Below are 14,272 nucleotides of genomic sequence, written 5' to 3'. Positions count from 1 at the left end.
TGCGCCCAGCCGGATTTGAACCAGCAACTTTCGGGTCCGCAACCCGACGTTCTATCCAGTTGAACTATGGGCGCAAAATTATAAATTAGTTTCCCTCTCCCTTGAGGGGAGAGGGACAGGGTGAGGGTGAGACCTTTATTATCCCCCACTTAATATCCTTCCCCTTATATGGGGAATAAAGTTTCCTATTCTTTAAATTAAAACGAGGAGATTGTTACACCCTTTTATTATAAATACTATTGCCTTCTGTATCAATAGCAACAATAGCAGGAAATTTTTCTACCTCAAGTTTATATATTGCTTCAGGTCCAAGTTCTTTATAGGCAATACATTCAGATTTTTTGATAAATTTACTTAAATATGCTCCACAACCACCATAAGTGATGAAATATACTGCTTTATATTTTTTACAGGCAGAAACAATATCTTCACTCCTTTCACCTTTACCAATAGTTGCTTTAAGTCCTTTCTGTAAAAGGAGAGAGGTATAAGTATCCATTCTCTTACTTGTTGTAGGACCACAGGAACCAATGATTTTCCCTTCAGGTGCAGGTGTGGGTCCCATATAGTAGATAAGATTATTTTTTAATTGAAAGGGTAAGGTTTCTTGCTTATTAATGTCAGAAATGAGTTTTTTATGTGCGGCATCTCTCGCCACGTAAATAATTCCATATATCTCAACCTCTTCACCTACTTTCAGTACCTCAATTTCTTTTACTGTTTTTAATGGAAAGTATATTTTCTTCATAACTCTATCCATCCATACCTGTGTGCCCAGCAGGATATATTTACAGCAACAGGCAGTCCTGCTATATGTGTAGGAGTTTCCTCTACCCTTACATCCAGTGCAGTGTTTTTCCCACCCAAACCAGCAGGTCCTATATTTAACATATTTATCATTGAAAGGATTTTCTTTTCCCATCTTCTATGTTTTGACTCCTTTCCTATATTACACAGTGCTAACTTTGATAAAACTGCCGCTTTCTCAAAAGAACCACCGATACCAACACCAACAAACAGAGGTGGACAGGGTAATGAACCTGCCTGTTTTACCGTTTCAACTATAAAGTTCTCTATCATTTCTTTCCCCCCAGTGGGGCTTAACATAGCAATCTTTGAAGTATTTTCAGAACCAAATCCTTTTGACAGTAGATGTATTCTGAAAATCCCTTTACTTGCAGGGATTATATGTATAATACCCGGACTGTTTGTCCCTGTATTTTTCCTATCTATTGCAGACACAACAGAATTTCTTAGATATCCCTTTTTACTTCCAGTTTGCAACCCCTCATTTATAATATCTTCAAGTGTTTTATATCTTCCTGTATCAATTACAATATCCGGACCTAACTCTACAAAGAATACAGCAAGTCCTGTATCCTGACATATCGGTAATTTTTCTTTTTCTGCTATAGCGAAATTTTTTAGAATTATTTCAAGATATTTTTTCCCATAACCTGATTCTGATAGATATGCTTTTTTTATATATCTCTTCACTTCATCAGGTATATTTCTGCTTGTATTTATTACAAGTTCAATTACTCCATCAATTATTTTTTTATAAGATATTTTTCTCATTTGTCCACCATATTTTATCAATCTCTGAGTGATAATTCAATGTTATGTTTGCATAAAAGTTTATTTTTTGTAATATATCAAAGGGAATACGTTTTATAACAAAACATCTTTTCATATCCATTTTTTCCATTTGTTGCATTATATGAATAATCTTTTTTGATATATTCACCCTCTGTGGGTCTCGGTGTTTACAAACATTACATATAAGTCCACCGAGTTTACCACTGAATAGGTACACAGGATTTTGCTTTCTACAGACAACACATTTTGAAAGTTCTATACCATATCCGAGTATTTTTATAAATTTAAGTTTGAATGTGATAAAAATCACTTCGGGATTTGAAGATTCTTTAAAGGCATCACCTGTATCTTTCAGGAGGGTAAACATCTCCTTATCTACATCTTTTTCAGGAGTAAATAGGTCTACGAGGTTAAGTATAAGGTGCCAGACATACAGATTTTTCTTACATATGTTTTCGTAATATTGTAATAGAAAAGGGCTACTTATCAGGTTTAATTCAGAGTGCTTTTTTAAATAAACAGTCGTGCAGATATAGGCGCCAGGTGTGAAGGTTAATGGTGGAACTTTACTTTTTTCCACTCTTACACCTTTCAATACCCCTTTAATTTTTCCTGCCTTTTCTGTATAAAGAGAGAGAATTACACTTGTCTCTCTAAAGTTATGTTTCTTTAGAACAAATGCCTCTGTTTTTATTGGTGCCATTTTCCTCCGATGAGAAAAGTCCCATAGAGATAACTGTTTTCAATGCCTCTTCCACAGACATGTCAAGTTTTTCAATGTTTGTTTCAGGGATAATTAGATAAAACCCAGTACTTATATTCGGTACGGTAGGGACAAAAACATTTACCATTCCCTGTTCTCTGGATTTTCCCATAATAAAACCAATGGTATAACTTCCATTAGGGAAAGATATCTTTATAACTTCTTTGAATATGGTTGATTTTCCCTGAATAAGATTATTGCTTATACTTTTTATAAAGAGATAAATTCTATTCAGGACAGGCATTGTTTCAAATACTCTTTCAAAGAATACGAGTATTTTTTTCCCTAAAAAATTATCGGCAAGAAATCCAATAAGCAGAATAAGAAGTATGAGAGAAAAAAAACCAACCCCCGGAGTGTATATATTTGGAAAGAATTTTTTGAATAGAGGACCCAGTACATTTTCAAGAAAACTTATAATTTTGAACAATATCCATAGAGAAAGCGAAATGGGTATTATAAAAACAATACCTGAAATGAAATGTTTTTTAAGTGATTTCATTTTCACCTCCAGAATATTTGAAAGAAAAGGGTTGTAATAAACACTCCTATAATTCCACCGATAATTACCTCTGATGGTTTATGTATTCCCCGCAAAACCCTGCTTTGTGCTACCCAGAATGCGAGAATAAAGACGAGCAATGAAATAATAGGGTATTCATTAAAAGTAAAGAATGATATGGCTGTCCATATACTGAAAGATGCGACACTATGGATACTGGGCATCCCGCCTGAAACTGAATATTTTTTCCCTATAATAAGTTTCATAACGAGAGAAAGTGTTATTACAATAATAAGTGCAGTGAAACTTAAATGCCACGAAGAGTTTGCTATATTATTAAATATGTTTCTCCATCCGGAAGGGAAATGTTTTACAAATATCAGATAGCCACTAATTACAGAAAGTACAGCGGATACAAGAACTGCTGCGGCAGATATATCTTTGGCTTTTTTTGCTTCATAATGATACTCTGATACAAATACATCCACAACAACTTCTACAACTGTATTTATAAGTTCTGCTATGAACACAATTGATATAACAACCAGCAGAAGGATAAATTCTGGAAGCGGTAGTTTAAAGAAAAGTCCTAACAGTATTACAGCAAAAGCAAAGATTGTATGAATTTTAATATTTCTTTCTCTTTTAAATGAGTAAAATAGACCTTCTAATGCAGAATTGAAACTTGTCACTATATCCTGTTTTTTATTGTTCACTTTCATATTTTCTATTCCTTATTATTTTTGTAAATATCCTGTCCTGTATCTTTAACATTTTTGTTCTTTCTTTTTCAGTATAATCAGTGTAATTTCTAAGATGTAGATACCCGTGAATTATTAAATATATTATCTCATATTCCACAGGGAAACCATATTGCAATGCATTCTGTTGTGCGGTCTCAGCGGATATTATTACCTCTCCTTCTTGATAAGATACCTTAAAACTCAAAACATCTGTTGTAGTATTTTTGTGTAAAAATTCTTTATTGAGTTTCTTAATTTTGTTGTCACTTACAATAACAACATTAATATAAGAGGGGGGTGTAGAGAAAAATAGATTATTTTTTTTAAGCGTTGTCATTATTTGGGGACAGTTAATTCTAATCTTCCTTTGACAGTTTTTTAGGGAAAATACCACTTTTCTTTTTCTTCTCGTATCTTTCATAAGCATTTATTATCTTTTTTACAAGAGAATGTCTTACCACATCTCTATGCGAAAAGTACACAAATTTTATACCTGAAACTCTATGAAGGACTTTCTGTATTTCTACCAGTCCTGATGTAAGAGATGAAAGAGGGGTATCTATCTGTGTAATATCACCTGTAATTACTGCTTTTGAATTGATACCGAGACGGGTGAGAAACATCTTCATTTGTTCCAGAGTGGTGTTCTGGGCTTCATCAAGTATTATAAAAGAATCACTTAATGTTCTCCCTCTCATATATGCAAGGGGGACTACTTCAAGTATCCTTCTTTCTGTCCAGCGTTTAATTTCTTCATACCGCATAATGTCATATATTGAGTCATATATGGGCTGAAGATATGGCTTTATCTTTTCTTCAAGGTCTCCTGGAAGAAATCCCAGTCGTTCACCTGCCTCAAGTGCTGGTCTGGTGAGTACAATCTTCTGGAATTTTCCATGTTTTACCATCTCAATACCCACTGCAACAGCAAGATATGTCTTGCCTGTACCAGCAGGTCCTATTCCCATTACGAGGTCATATTTTCTTATTGTCTGGATATATCTTTTCTGTGCAGGACTTCTCGGAGTAATTATTTTTCGCTTTGAATCCACAAGGATAGCAGATGATTTATCCTTTGTTTCTAATAAAGTGGAATTATGTTCCTGTAGTTCAGATGGTTCTTCCAATATTTTGAGTATATCACTTCGGGTTATATTTTTTTTATGTTTGACGAAATTTTTGAGAGCATCCAATAATGTTATTGTGTTTTCAACGTTTTTATCAGTCCCCTTTATTTTTAAAACATTACCTCTGGCAAAAATCTCTACACCCATCAAGTCCTCAATATAATCAAGATTACTATCTCTTATCCCAGAGATAATCTGGGCTTCTTCATTGGTGAGATATACCTCTTTTAAAAGGGACATTTTATGGAATGACTAATTTTGTTCCCGGTGTAATAACATTAGGGTTTTTAAGAACATTTTTATTTGTATCATATATTACTTTCCACTTAGAGGAATCTTTATAATATTTACAGGCAATAGTGGAAAGTGTTTCTCCGCTCTTAACAATGTGTACTTTTTGTTCTACCTGTTCTATTTTAACCGCTGGTTCTTCTTTCAATATGGGTTCTACCTCTTCCTGCATCTTTATAGTTGCTCTTAACCTGTTTACTTCTGCCATTGTCTGATTTGCTATTGCTATTGCCTTTTCACTTGCAAGATTTGCTACCTTAATTGCTTCGTTAGATGCCTGAATTGCTTTTTCTGCTGCTCTATCAGAATATTCAATAGCCGCTTTAGAGGCAGTATTTGATGCTTCTATTGCTTTCTGTGATTGTTCTTCAGCATACTTTTTCGCATCGTTTGCTGCTTCTATCGCTTTTTGCGATTGTTCTTCAGCATATTTCTTTGCTTCATTTGATGCTTCTATTGCTTTATTTGATGCTTCTAATGCTTTATCACTCGTTGCTTCTGCTTGTTTGCTTTTTTCAAGTGCTTCGTTTGATGTTTCCTCTGCCTTACGGCTGATTTCTAAACTTGTTTCAGATATAGCAAGGAGTTGTTTCATCTTTATATCAATCAGTTCAAGGTCGTTTTTTGCAATCTCTTTACTCCCCTTTTTACCTGTAGTTGCACAGCCAGAAAGGAAAATGATGCATACTGCACCTATACAAAAATTTATTATCTTCCTTTTCATAATTTGCCCCTTTTAATAAAAGCAGTTTTTACTTTTTTACTTATTTTATATTATCACTTCAATTTTTCTATGTCAATTTTTATTCTATTTTCTTTCAGAAGTTGCAGGTCCACATCTCCCGGGGCTTCTGTTAAAGGACAGGTACCTTTTTGTGTTTTGGGAAATGCAATGGTATCTCTTATGCTCTCTTCACCTGCCAGCAGCATTATAAGACGGTCCAATCCTAATGCAATACCCCCATGTGGTGGAGCACCATATTCAAGAGCATTTAGTAAAAATCCAAATCTTTCTTTTACATCTTCTTGCTTTAATCCTATTGTCCTAAATACTTCTTCCTGAATATCTCTTCTGTTTATTCTTATGCTTCCACCACCAATTTCAATTCCATTTAATACAATATCATATGCCCTTGAACGCATATCTGCTGGGTTCTGTTTAAACTTAGGTATATCTTCTTCTTTTGGAGATGTGAATGGATGATGAACCGCCTGAAATCGCTTTTCTTCATTATTATATTCAAAAAGAGGGAAGTTTATTACCCATATAAACTTCAAGACATCGGACTTATTTGTAAAAATTTTTTCTACGACTTGTTTTTTTATTATATTAAGAAGCTCTGTTATTTTTTTCTGTTCACCGGCAAGGAAAAAAACAATACAATTTTCTGAAGAGGTAAGTTCTTTTATTTTCTGGATTATATCAGGATACAGAAATTTCTTAAAAGGACTCTGCACATCATTTCCTTTTAATCGTATCCATCCCAGTCCACTGCCTCCTGCTTCCCTGACCATCCTGTCAAGATTTTCTATATCCTTAAGAGATATTTTTTCACCTTCATTGATAATAAATCCTTTTACTGTTCCTCCTTTTTCAATAATATCTTTCAGTACTTTTATCTCTGTCTGTTGAAATATATAAGAGATGTTTATATATTCTAAAGGTATTCTTATGTCAGGGGCATCAACTCCATATTTTGAGATTGCGTCATCATATGATATCCGTGGAAAAGGAATTATTATCGGAATATTAAATGTTTTCTCAATAGCATATTTTAACATCCTTTCTATAAGAGAAATAATATCATCCTCACTTATAAAGGACATCTCTATATCTATTTGTGTGAACTCTGGCTGTCTATCAGCACGCAGGTCTTCATCTCTGAAACATCTCGCTATCTGGAAGTATCGGTCAATACCTCCTACCATAAGAAGTTGTTTGAAAATCTGAGGTGATTGTGGGAGTGCATAGAATTTCCCAGGATTTAATCGTGAAGGGACGATAAAGTCCCGTGCTCCTTCAGGTGTACTCTTTGTAAGAATTGGGGTCTCAACTTCTATGAATTGCTCTGATATCAAAAATTCTCTTATATAATGTGCAAAAAGTGCCCTCTTGTGAAGGTTTTCAGTCAACCGTGATTTCCTTATGTGAAGGTATCTATATTTTAGTTTTAGTGTCTCCTCAATCTTTTCTATATCAGAAATTTCAAATGGTAGAGGAAGAGAAGTATTCAGAACTTCTATCTTTTCTGGAACAACCTCTATCTCACCGGTGGGTATCTTAGTATTTACTGTTTCTGGAGCCCTTTCTTTTACTGTTCCTTCAATTCTGACGACCCACTCATCTCTTATTGCCTTTATATTTTCAAATCCACTTTCCTTAAAACTTTCCGGAGAACATACTATCTGTGTTACACCATAACGGTCTCTTATATCAAAAAATATTATCCCTCCATGGTCCCTTATAGAGTTTACCCAACCGCATAAAACAACCTTTTCTCCTGAATGTGTCCTGTTAAGTTCGCCACAATTATGAGTTCTCATCATTTTAATATCTCCTTTATTCTGCTTGTATAATTATCTATAGGAATAATAATCTGCTTCCCTGATACCATATCTTTAACTAAAATCTCTTTTCTTTTTATTTCATCTTCTCCGATTATTATACACCAGTGTGCCCCTATCTTATTGGCAGTTTTTAAATGGGAACGGAGTGTCTCTTCTTCATAATCTGTTTCAATTACTATACCTTCTTTACGGAGATTATTAGCAATGATAGTACCTTCATTTTTTGCTTCTTCCCCTATACAGGCAAGATAAAAAAATGCTTCTTTTGATTGATTATATTCAACGAGAGAGATAAGACGTTCCATCCCAATGGCAAATCCAATGGCAGGAATATCAGGTCCCCCTAATTGCTGAACAAGGGTATCATATCTACCACCTGCTGCAATAGCATTTTCTTCTCCTGAGACATATAACTCAAATACAGTTCTTGTATAATAGTCAAGTCCTCTTACAAGGTGGGGGTCAACTTTGTAAGGGACCATATTTGCTTTCAAAGATTCCTCAAATGTTCTGAAATGTTTTTTACAATTATCACAGAGAATATCTCCAATTACAGGTGCATCAGAAACGATTTTTTTACAGACATCTTGTTTACAGTCAAGTATCCGTAAGGGAGAGGAAATAGTCCTTTTTTTGCAGTCCTCACAAAGGATGTCCTGCCTTACTGAAAAATAATCTTTTACCATATCAGTGTATATATTTTTACATAAAGGACATCCTAATGTATTAATAAGAAAATAATATCCTTTAAGGTTTAACCTGTCTGCTATAAATTTAAGTAGTAAAACAATCTCAGTGTCAAAAAAAGGGTCTTTACCGCCTAATAATTCAATCCCGAACTGATAGAACTGTCTGTATCTGCCTTTCTGTGGTCTGTCATATCTGAACATAGGTCCATAATAATAAAGCCGGAATATCCTTCTTCCTGCATACATCCCTGATTCAATAAAAGCCCTTACTACAGAAGCAGTCCCTTCGGGTCTTAGAGCAACCTCTCTTCCTTTCCTATCCTTGAAAGCGTAGATTTCTTTAGAGATAATGTCTGACTCATTACCTATACTTCTTTCAAATAGTGAACGATACTCTACTACTGGAGTTCTTATCTCTTTATAACCATAATATCTTACGGTTTCTACAAGAACATTTTCAATAAACTGCCATTTTGAAACATCATCCGGTAATATATCATGCATACCGCGAACTTTTATATATTTTTCCATAGGTCAACAAAAGATTATGCTATCTTTAATTTAACGCTATACAACCTATATAATTGCTTTATATCTTATCACAAGAGAGATTTATTGACAAAATATCTTTGAAGATATATAATCATTGAAAATCCTAAACAATAGAAAGGAGATGAGCAAAAATGTTGGAGACGGAAGTAAAAAAAGAGATAGCGAAGGAGTTTGGAAGACATCCTTCTGATACAGGTTCCCCGGAAGTGCAGATAGCGTTGCTTACCAAAAGGATAGAAGCGCTTAATGAACATTTCAAAAAATTTAAAAAGGATACAAACTCCAGACGTGGCTTTTTAAAACTCATAGGACAGAGAAGAAAACTTCTTAGATATCTCCAGATGGAAAACCCTTCCAAATATCTTGAGATTATCGAGAAATTAAACATCAGGAAGTGAAAACATAATGGGTAAAAAAATAGAAATTCCTTTCGGAGATAATATTTTGTCCCTTGAAAGTGGTTTTGTTGCCAAACAGAGTGATGGTTCAATATGGGCTCGTGTAGGTGATACTGTTATTCTCGCCACAGTGGTGAGTTCAAAACAACCTCGTGAAGATGTGGATTTTTTCCCTCTCGTTTGTGATTACAGGGAATATATCTCTTCTATTGGAAAAATTCCTGGTGGTTTTTTTAAGAGGGAGGGAAAACCAACAGAAAGAGAAATCCTTGTAAGCCGTTTAATAGATAGGTCTATCAGGCCTCTTTTCCCGAAGGGATACAGAAAAGAAGTCCAGATAATTGTAAGTGTTGTTTCTGCTGATATGGAAAACAATCCAGATGTTCCTGCTGTGATTGCAGTATCGTCCGCTATTACTGTTTCAAAGATACCCTTTTCTGGTCCCATCGGTGCAGTAAGGGTAGGTCTTATAGATAATAAGTATGTTATTAATCCTACGTCCATACAGATGAAAGATAGTTTGATAAATATGGTTATTTCCGGAACAGAAGATACAATTTTAATGATTGAAGGAGATGGTAAAGAATTCTCTGAAGAGCAGTTTTTAGAGGCAATAAAAATAGGACATCAGGAGATAAAAAAGATAATAGAACAACAGAAGGGATTTATAGGTGAGAAAGAAGTATGGGAAGAAGAAAAATATGACGATGATATAAAAAACAAAGCAACGATATTCCTTTCTGATAAGGTAGAAAGGGCGTATGAGTTTCCTGATAAAAAAGCAAGAGGTTCATTTTATGATTCACTTGAAGAAGAATTTTTGTCTTCTTTTACAGAAGAGGAAAAAGCAAAAGCAAAAAAGATATTTCAGGATATCCTTGAGAAAAGCATCAGGAATCTTATATTAACCACAGGTAAACGACTTGACGGAAGAGCCCCTGATGAAATAAGACCTGTTGAATGTATCATTGGTTTATTACCGAGGACACATGGTTCTGCTTTATTTACAAGAGGGCAGACACAGTGTCTGGCTTCTGTAACACTCGGGACAAGTAAGGATGAGCAGATAATAGAAGGACTGCATGAAGAGATGACCAGAAGATTTATGGTTCATTATAACTTCCCGCCTTTTTCAGTAGGGGAGGTGTCTCCTTTAAGAGGGGCATCAAGAAGAGAAATAGGACATGGTGTACTTGCTGCGAGAGCACTGGAGTTTATTATCCCTTCAGAAGAGGATTTTGCATATACTATAAGGATTGTAGCAGAAATTCTTGAATCAAATGGTTCATCCTCTATGGCAACTGTTTGTGCGGGAAGCCTTGCCCTGATGGATGCAGGCGTCCCTGTTAAAAAACATGTAGCAGGGGTTTCAATAGGAATAATAAAAAATGGAGATAAGTATATTTTGTTGACTGATATAGCCGGAGAGGAAGACCACTATGGCAATCTTGACTTAAAAATTGCAGGAACAGAAACAGGAATTACGGGATTTCAGATGGATGTCAAGGAAGAAGGATTAACCCTTAACATAATAGAAAAAGCACTCTATCAGTCAAGGGAAGCAAGGAGGATAATTCTAAAAAAGATGTATGATGTTATTACTTCTCCAAGACCGTCACTATCTGTATATGCACCGAGGATTATATCAATGAAGATTAATCCAGATAAGATAGGACTTGTTATTGGTCCATCCGGTAAGACAATAAAGAAGATTATAGAAGATACAGGCACAGAGATAGATATAGAAGATGATGGAACTGTAAAGATATATTCTTCAGATAGTCGTGCCTGTGAAGATGCTGCTGAGATGGTAAGGGCAATTACAGAAGAGCCAGAGCCGGGTAGGATTTATGAAGGCAAGGTAGTGAAAGTGATGAGTTTTGGAGCTTTTGTACAATTTTTACCCGGGAAGGAAGGACTGGTCCATATTTCAGAACTGGCACCTCACCATGTAAAAAGGGTTGAGGATGTAATAAAAGAAGGGGATACTATACCTGTAAAATTTCTCGGTTTTGATGAACAGGGTAGAGCGAAATTGAGCAGGAAGCAGGCGTTATCTAAAACAAAAAAATTATAAAGAAAACCGCAGGAGGAGTATATGGAACCTGTAAAACTTAACAGAACACAGATTTCAGAACCATCTGAATGTGTAATAGGGGTTTTCGCTCCATCTGACCCCCGTATTGATAAAACATCTAAAGAAAGAGTAGCAAATATTGTTAGAATGACAGCAGAGATTATCTCCGGCAAAATTAAGAAGCCCGATGGTACTCCTGTAAAAGTTGTTTATAGCGATGTTCTTATAGAAGGTGAGAAAGAAGCGGATATAGTTGCTTCTCAATTTAAAAATGCAAAGGTTAATATACTTGTAGGTGTTCCTGACACATGGGCATTTCCTCAACTGACTCTTATCTCTTTCATTCAGCAGTTTCCACCAGACACACCTGTGAATCTTACCTGTGGTAATAGTGGTCCTAAACCAGGTGTTGTATATACCCATGCCTGTAGTGGTGCTGTTTCTCAATATGGAAAACTTATCCATATAAATATAGGTACATGGCCTGATACAGGACAGAATCCTGTTATGACTGATAATACTGCTGAATCACTTATTGACTGGTGTTATTCTGCATTAACATTTAAGGCACTACAGGGTAGACGTGTTGTTATATTCGGTCATGACTCTATGGGGATGGAAACAGCACTGGCACATATTATACCTACAAGAAAGATATTTGGTATAGAGATAACCCGACTGGATATGAAACTTCTTGCAGATATGTTACAAAAAAAGGCATACAATCAGAGCGAACTGAAAGAATTAAGGAATTGGTTTGATAGGCACTGTAAGGGAAGGATAGAGATTAGAAATGAAGAAGACAATGAAAGATTTAATAATTCTCTTGCAATGTATCTGATAGCGAGAGATATAATGAAAGACCTTAATGCTGTTGGTGGTGGTTTTATGAGTCAGTTAGAGTGGGGTTCTGACTTAAGAGGTATTCCCCTTCCAGTTGCTGATGTTATGGAGTCCCTTTTTAATTCTACTTTTGACCATAACGGGAAAAAACCTCCTTTACCCTATGCCACTGAAGCAGATGTTCAGGGGCTTCTTACTATGCTATTCTTTACCTATCTTACCGCAGGCAACCCACCTCTATTTATGGATTTCAGAAAGGTCTGGGAACCATGGGAAATAAAACAGCTTGCTGATAAAATAGGGGTTAAGTTGACCGGAGATACAATATGGGAGAAAAAGGGTTTTGTGGATGGAGATAATTCTGGAAGTGCTTCTTTTGATTGGGCTGCATTACCAGGTTCCTCTATAGAAGAGATTATGTCAAAAATTTCTTTTCCGCTCGCTGATGAAGGATATTTCCCCGGGCTTGGAAATTCTGTAACTTTTGTTTCACCTGCTGGTATTAAAGGTATAGCAGGCAGGATGGCATATAGTAGCATAACAGGGATGTTTTCTTTTATATGGGATGAGGCAGAAACAGTAGAACTGCCTTCTAAACTTGCTGATGCTGTCTGTAAGACATCTACCTATACATGGCCACATACATTTGTTGTTCCAAAGTATGCTACAATGCTTGAATACAAACAGTATGCACCGGCAAATCACTTTCATATGGTATGGGACATTAAACCTGCACGACTTGAATACTGGATGGACCTTACCAATGTTCTTTCTGTAACCCCCTGGCAGGCGAGGCCATCTTTTATAGAAGGAGTGGATAGACCTTTACCACTTCTATATCTTATAAATGGTGGAGAGACCCAGACAAAACTTAAACTTGCCTCAAGATTTATTTGATTTTAAATTTTTATAAAGATTAACTATTTCTTCAATAACCTGCGGGATAGTCATTTTTGTTGTATCAATATAGAAAGCATCCGGTTGTTTTATAAGGGGAGATATAGTTCTTTTCCGGTCCTTCTCATCACGTTCTCTTATCTCTTTTTCTATAACAGTTAAGTCCCCTTCAATCCCCCTCTCTTTCAGTTGTAGATATCTTCTTTTTGCTCTTTCCTCTACACTTGCATCAAGAAATATTTTTAATTGAGCATCAGGAAACACCTTGCTTCCTATGTCTCTTCCTTCCATAACAATATCATACCTTTCCCTGAGTTCTCTTTGCATTTTCCATAGTATCTCTCTTATGGGGAGTATAGAAGCAATAAAATGTGTGCCTTTACTCACTTCTTCTGTTCTAATTGCTTCACTGACATCCTTACCGTCAAGAAATACACTGTATCTTTCTGAATTATCCTGAAGTTCTATCTTACTATTTTGTGCCATCTCTATCAGTTTTTTTTCGTCTGTTAGAGGTATCCTATCTCTTAATGCTTTCAGGGTAAGTGCACGATACATTGCACCTGTATCTACATATAAAAAACCAATCTTTTTTGCAACAATTTTAGCAACTGTACTTTTTCCTGCTCCTGCAGGTCCATCTATCGCTATTACAAATTTTTTCATTAACCTTCCAGTATTTCTTTACTTTTTTCTTCTACTTTTTTATCTATTTCTTTTATGAATTTATCAGTTGTCTGCTGTATTTCTTCTATTCCTTTATGCATATCGTCTTCGGTTATCATCTTTTCTTTTTCTGCTTTTTTTAACTCTTCATTCCCTTTTCTTCTAATTTCTCTTATTTCAACCTTCGCTTCTTCACCCATTTTGTGGAGAATTTTTACCAGTTCCTGTCTCCTTTCCTCACTGATAGGTGGTACAGGAACCCGGATAACATTTGCATCGGCAATAGGATTAAGACCAATATTACTGGACTGGATTGCTTTTGTTATTTCCTGAAGCATATTTTTATCCCATGGTTGTATTACAATCAACTGTGGCTGTGGTATAGTTATTGTTGCAATCTGACTTATAGGCATCTTTGAACCATAATACTCTACAGTAATACCTTCAAGGAGTGAAATAGAAGCCCTGCCTGCCCTCAAAGTCCCGATTTCTTTTTTAAAAAAGTTAACAACTCCTTCCATTTTTTTCTCTACTTCACTGAATATCTTCCCTTTCAT

15 protein-coding genes and 1 tRNA gene are annotated in these 14,272 nt (G+C 35.4%); 3 read left to right on the top strand and 13 right to left on the bottom strand.

The genetic code is table 11. The features are described from left to right. From N3D17_03560 to hisS, 11 genes are all read right to left on the bottom strand, one after another. Positions 1–74: transfer RNA gene (locus N3D17_03560), tRNA-Arg, on the bottom strand. A gap of 140 nt (positions 75–214) precedes the next feature. After that, positions 215–748, bottom strand: a complete 534-nt coding sequence (locus N3D17_03555) for a FumA C-terminus/TtdB family hydratase beta subunit (protein MCX8082463.1) — start codon at positions 746–748, stop codon at positions 215–217. Continuing rightward, positions 745–1,578 carry a fumarate hydratase gene (locus tag N3D17_03550; protein MCX8082462.1) on the bottom strand — a complete coding sequence of 278 codons (834 nt, stop codon included), beginning with the start codon at positions 1,576–1,578 and terminating at the stop codon, positions 745–747. The genes N3D17_03555 and N3D17_03550 overlap by 4 nt, the downstream gene beginning before the upstream one ends. After that, entirely contained in the window at positions 1,559–2,302 is a 744-nt protein-coding gene (recO, locus tag N3D17_03545; GenBank protein ID MCX8082461.1) for a DNA repair protein RecO, read from the bottom strand. Before recO ends, N3D17_03550 begins: the two co-directional genes overlap by 20 nt. Further along, a complete protein-coding gene (locus N3D17_03540) occupies positions 2,259–2,864 on the bottom strand; it encodes a DUF502 domain-containing protein (protein ID MCX8082460.1) in 606 nt (201 codons plus the stop codon). Before N3D17_03540 ends, recO begins: the two co-directional genes overlap by 44 nt. 2 nt (positions 2,865–2,866) lie before the next feature. Beyond that, positions 2,867–3,586: a diacylglycerol kinase gene (locus N3D17_03535; protein MCX8082459.1), complete on the bottom strand. Its 720-nt coding sequence runs from the start codon at positions 3,584–3,586 to the stop codon at positions 2,867–2,869. Further along, the gene (gene ybeY, locus N3D17_03530) at positions 3,570–4,028 is read right to left on the bottom strand and encodes an rRNA maturation RNase YbeY (protein MCX8082458.1); all 459 of its coding nucleotides are present in this window, start codon (positions 4,026–4,028) and stop codon (positions 3,570–3,572) included. Before ybeY ends, N3D17_03535 begins: the two co-directional genes overlap by 17 nt. Continuing rightward, positions 3,964–4,974, bottom strand: coding sequence for a PhoH family protein (locus N3D17_03525; protein MCX8082457.1), 1,011 nt, complete (start codon positions 4,972–4,974; stop codon positions 3,964–3,966). Before N3D17_03525 ends, ybeY begins: the two co-directional genes overlap by 65 nt. A 1-nt stretch (position 4,975) precedes the next feature. Beyond that, on the bottom strand, positions 4,976–5,749 hold the full coding sequence (locus N3D17_03520; GenBank protein ID MCX8082456.1) for a LysM peptidoglycan-binding domain-containing protein: 774 nt from the start codon (positions 5,747–5,749) through the stop codon (positions 4,976–4,978). A 53-nt stretch (positions 5,750–5,802) separates the two neighbouring features. Beyond that, the gene (gene aspS, locus N3D17_03515; protein ID MCX8082455.1) at positions 5,803–7,572 is read right to left on the bottom strand and encodes an aspartate--tRNA ligase; all 1,770 of its coding nucleotides are present in this window, start codon (positions 7,570–7,572) and stop codon (positions 5,803–5,805) included. Then, positions 7,569–8,813, bottom strand: a complete 1,245-nt coding sequence (gene hisS / locus N3D17_03510) for a histidine--tRNA ligase (GenBank protein ID MCX8082454.1) — start codon at positions 8,811–8,813, stop codon at positions 7,569–7,571. The genes aspS and hisS overlap by 4 nt, the downstream gene beginning before the upstream one ends. Before the next feature lie 152 nt (positions 8,814–8,965). Here hisS and rpsO point away from each other — a divergent pair, with 152 nt between their 5' ends. Genes rpsO through N3D17_03495 form a run of 3 tightly spaced genes read left to right on the top strand, consistent with a single transcriptional unit; the run spans position 8,966 to position 13,049 of the window. Then, on the top strand, positions 8,966–9,232 hold the full coding sequence (rpsO, locus tag N3D17_03505; protein MCX8082453.1) for a 30S ribosomal protein S15: 267 nt from the start codon (positions 8,966–8,968) through the stop codon (positions 9,230–9,232). A gap of 7 nt (positions 9,233–9,239) precedes the next feature. Further along, positions 9,240–11,309: a polyribonucleotide nucleotidyltransferase gene (locus N3D17_03500; protein ID MCX8082452.1), complete on the top strand. Its 2,070-nt coding sequence runs from the start codon at positions 9,240–9,242 to the stop codon at positions 11,307–11,309. Positions 11,310–11,330: 21 nt separating this feature from the next. Next, a complete protein-coding gene (locus N3D17_03495; protein ID MCX8082451.1) occupies positions 11,331–13,049 on the top strand; it encodes a hypothetical protein in 1,719 nt (572 codons plus the stop codon). Here the strand turns inward: N3D17_03495 and cmk are convergent. Both cmk and frr read right to left on the bottom strand, forming a co-directional pair. After that, positions 13,035–13,715, bottom strand: coding sequence for a (d)CMP kinase (gene cmk / locus N3D17_03490; GenBank protein ID MCX8082450.1), 681 nt, complete (start codon positions 13,713–13,715; stop codon positions 13,035–13,037). The two genes, N3D17_03495 and cmk, sit on opposite strands and share 15 nt — an antisense overlap. Next, the gene (gene frr / locus N3D17_03485) at positions 13,715–14,272 is read right to left on the bottom strand and encodes a ribosome recycling factor (GenBank protein ID MCX8082449.1); all 558 of its coding nucleotides are present in this window, start codon (positions 14,270–14,272) and stop codon (positions 13,715–13,717) included. The genes cmk and frr overlap by 1 nt, the downstream gene beginning before the upstream one ends.

This window comes from bacterium (assembly GCA_026414725.1).
Taxonomy (GTDB): domain Bacteria; phylum Ratteibacteria; class UBA8468; order B48-G9; family JAFGKM01; genus JAAYXZ01.
The sequence above is the reverse complement of the archived record's forward strand: the minus strand, read 5'-3'. Positions and strand labels throughout refer to the sequence as shown.